Here is a 3,715-nt window from a genome sequence, read left to right on the forward strand (position 1 = left end):
GCGGTAGAGGAATCACGATCTAGACAATCCGATTCTCTCCCAAGGCCCTCACCTCAACCGAAAAAACCTGCCGCCCACGGACTCCTAACGCGGCAACGCTGACTACACTCTCAATTCTGAAGAGCCGGATATCTACCAAATGCTGGCGTACTGCGTGAAGTTCGGGCTCACCGACGGGCATTTGATCTATGCCACCGGCGAGGAAGAAGAGAAGCTCCACGTGATCGATCCCCCCGGAATCCGGATTCACTGCCATGCCCTGGACCTGGACCAAGGGCCGGAGCAACTGTTGGCAGCGGTGGACCGGATAGGCCAATTGATCCGGTTTGGCGCACGGTCCGAAGCGATTTCCCGCGCCTAAGTCCTGCTCTCAGGTGGTGTGAACTGAAGCCGACGGTCATCGGCCCTCATCCGCGGTTCATTCTGGATCGTGGCTATTACGGTGAAGCACTCCAGCAGCCGGACCCTTCAGAAAACAACTCCCGTAGATAGCTATCGGCGACGGACGGGACAGCTGAAAGGTCGACGGACGGACCAACGGCAGTAGCCAATGAAGAACTCTATCCTCGCAGCATTGTTTCTCTGAGCCGTGATCGCACACCTGTGTTGTTAAAGCCGACCGAAAATAGGCCCACCGACCAAACTGGGTGATCAAATTGGATGACTGGGCGGAGAATCGCCACCTGCGATAGCGATGCGCCGAAACGCAGAATGCGCGCCCACAGGCTGGCGGAAAGCTCACCCCGAGGCGGGTCGCTCCCGCTCCGGGTGAACGGCAAAAGTCCAGATGACGCGCGGCGGGGAAATTGGCAATCCGCCCGGATCTGGCCCAAGAGAGTACAGATTCGAACCTAGTCGGCTCAGCGAAACCAAGTACTGCGTTGCAGTCCGATAAGAGCCTGGCAGCCGAGGCCCAACCGGCGGCTGCCACACAACCCAGGGCGGATGCACCAGCGTGGTGTCAGCCCGAGGTTGCGGGGCAGGATCAGTGGCGGCCGTAGAGCGTTGGTTCCGGCAAAATGAGATGCTTTCATAGCGGTCGTCGCTTTACACCGCAGGTAGAACCGAAACGGGTCTTTAGAGCCCGGTAGTCCCCACTCCGTATTCAGCCTGCTCTGGAGTGAAGCCTTCGAAGACCAGCTGGTCGACGAGACCGGAGTGTGAGAACGAGCTGAATTTCAGGTAGCTTTTGGCGGACTTGGCTGCCTGCTCGTTCCAGTCAACTGCCACACGATCGACAGCCCACGTCGCATCCTCGGCAGAATACTTTTCATACGCCAACTGCTCGATCAACCCAGTGCGGGAGAAGGCGCTGGTTTTGAGATAGCTGCCCGCGGTTCGCAGTGCGTTTTGCTGGCTGGTCGTGCCGGCCTTGGCTGCCGCATCAGCAGCAGCCTTGGCTTTGGCTGCGGCGGCGTCGGCGTCTGCTTTTGCTTTGATGGCCGCGTCAGCGTCCGCCTTGGCTTTAGCGGTAGCCGCATCAGCATCCGCTCTCGCTTTGGTCGCGGCGGCGTCGGCATCTGCTTTTGCTTTAGTGGCCGCGTCAGCGTCCGCCTTTGCCTTGGCGTCAGCGTCCGCCTTTGCCTTGGCGTCAGCATCAGCTTTTGCCTGTGCTACCGCCGGGTCCTGAGCTACAGCTTCAACAGGAACGGCCGTAACAGCGGTTTTTGTGGGCGCCACAGAAGAAGCGGACGACGGGGCGGATCCGGCACGGGTAGAGCCGAAGATAACGCCAAGGACGAGGACAACAGCGGTGACAATCAGGGCCATCTTCTTGTGCCTGTCATACCCCTCCAGCGGAACGCCCTGCTTATCGCGGGTTTTATTCGTCAACACGAAGATGAGGTCAACAAGAGCCCAAATGCCGAAACCGCCGAATGTGATCAGTTTGAGGATGGCGGTTCCGATTTTGCCCAGGTAGAAACGATCAGCGCCGAACGCGCCGAGGAGGAGAGAAAGAAGCCACGCCGTCAAAAACGACTTTTGGTTCCTCTGCGGCTTACCGTAACCGGCTTCCGTCGGATATGGCGCGATATTGGGGGATTGGCTCATGAGAGTCCTTTCATAGGACACCTGACCGACGTGTGATGCAAAGGGTGCGGGGCGGCGGGTGCGGTGATGGACGCGCATTGAGGACAAGCCAGCGCCGAGCACTGACCGCAGCGGCGGAATATCGCGCCAGCACGCAGTTAAAAAACATGTTCGCTTCCCCCAATAGCATCACGGGCGGCAGCGCCCGTAAAACGGAGCATACATGATTTCTTTACGATTAATGCAACAACAGGAAGAAGGCAGATGAAATGAACTCCAACTCCGCAGGATGCTCATCCCCGCGCTTGCCTGGCCCGAAGCGTGCGTCCTCGTCACCATCAACGGTCTTCGCTTCCTCCATCAACGTACCGATCTCCTCCGCCAACACCTTCTTCTTGGCGGTCAACCGGGCGTAGCACATGGCCTTGTGACGGGACGCGTTCGCCCGCACCTTCGTCCCATCCAAGTCGACCTTCCCAAAGAGACCATGCCGGCGGCCCGGCAGAGCTGAAGGGCTTGGAGGAACACGTTCGCCAGCGCCGCCCAGTGCCGGTCACGAAAACGACCAATGGAGCGGAAGACCGGGGCCTGCTGCGTCGCCAACCACCGGAACGCGACCACATCCGTACACGCCCGCTTCAACTCTCGGGAGGAGCGGACCCGACGGAATACCCGTACAACACGATCCGCAACATCAGGCGCGGATCATAGGGCGGCTTGCCCTTAGCCTTGGCATAGGGGGTATAGAACGGGTCCAAATCCAGCTCATCATCAACAAGTTGTCGGCGGCCATGAAAAACTGACCATAGACGGCCACGGAAGTGACCGTAGGCGGCCATCAAAACTGACCGCTGGTGGCCAATCAATCTGCCCACTTCATTTTCTGATCCGCCGTTTTCAATACGGCGAAGGCCTCTCCCCGGGATTCAATGACGTTGTCGAATCGTTTTTGAACTCACCGGAGAGAGACCCATATGAAGCATGACGGAGAAATCATGGAAATTCTTGCTGCCTACGACCTGACGGGGTCGTTGCGTGCCACCGCAGCCCTGGCCGGGTGCTCGCATAACACCGTCGCTAAACATATCCAGGCCCGTGACGCTGGCCGTCCGATGGCCGCCCCGGTGCTGCGGGGCCGGGTCACGGATCCGTTCCTTCCCGTGATCGAGGGTTGGGTTGAAGAGTCCAAGGGCAGGATCCGTGGCGATAAAGCCCACCAACGGCTCCTGGCCCTGGGCTACGAGGGATCGGAGCGATCCACCCGCCGCGCCGTGGCGCAGGTCAAGGCCCTCTTCCGGCTCGGCCATGTGCGGGTCCACCGGCCCTGGATCACCGAGCCTTGGCACTGGGTTCAGTATGATTTCGGCGACGGACCCAGTATCGACGGGGTGAAGACCGTGCTGTTCGTCGCATGGTTGGCGTGGTCCCGCTTCCGGGTCGTTATCGCTTTGGGGGACAGGACCATGCCCTCGGTCTTCGCGGCCCTGGATACATTGTTCCGAACGCTGGGCGGCGCGCCGACGTATGTCCTGACGGATTATGTTCCGCGGAACATAATCGGTCTTCTGTGCCCTGCCTGATTATGTGGCCGCGGCTGCCGTGCGGTGGGCATCGGCGGCTGTTCTTAGTCTGAACCGGTGTTCCATGGCACATAACGGTTGGCTGGGTAGATGGTGGTTACTTC

Annotated in this window: 2 protein-coding genes and 2 pseudogenes; 2 read left to right on the forward strand and 2 right to left on the reverse strand. The window is 59.7% G+C overall.

Annotated features, from left to right (window positions below; genetic code table 11):
* The first annotated feature begins 139 nt into the window (after positions 1–139).
* The gene (locus tag OS914_RS17760) at positions 140–361 is read left to right on the forward strand and encodes a hypothetical protein (protein ID WP_267547387.1); all 222 of its coding nucleotides are present in this window, start codon (positions 140–142) and stop codon (positions 359–361) included.
* Positions 362–1,077: 716 nt separating this feature from the next.
* Here OS914_RS17760 and OS914_RS17765 read toward each other — a convergent pair.
* Positions 1,078–2,052, reverse strand: coding sequence for an Ltp family lipoprotein (locus OS914_RS17765; RefSeq protein ID WP_267547388.1), 975 nt, complete (start codon positions 2,050–2,052; stop codon positions 1,078–1,080).
* Positions 2,053–2,308: 256 nt separating this feature from the next.
* Positions 2,309–2,810 (reverse strand): annotated as a pseudogene (locus OS914_RS17770) (transposase); the annotation flags it as partial.
* Between the two features lie 195 nt (positions 2,811–3,005).
* Here OS914_RS17770 and OS914_RS17775 point away from each other — a divergent pair.
* Positions 3,006–3,569: pseudogene (locus tag OS914_RS17775) on the forward strand (transposase); the annotation flags it as partial.
* Positions 3,570–3,715 lie beyond the last annotated feature (146 nt).

Source organism: Arthrobacter endolithicus, from assembly GCF_026627425.1.
Classification (GTDB): domain Bacteria; phylum Actinomycetota; class Actinomycetes; order Actinomycetales; family Micrococcaceae; genus Arthrobacter_M.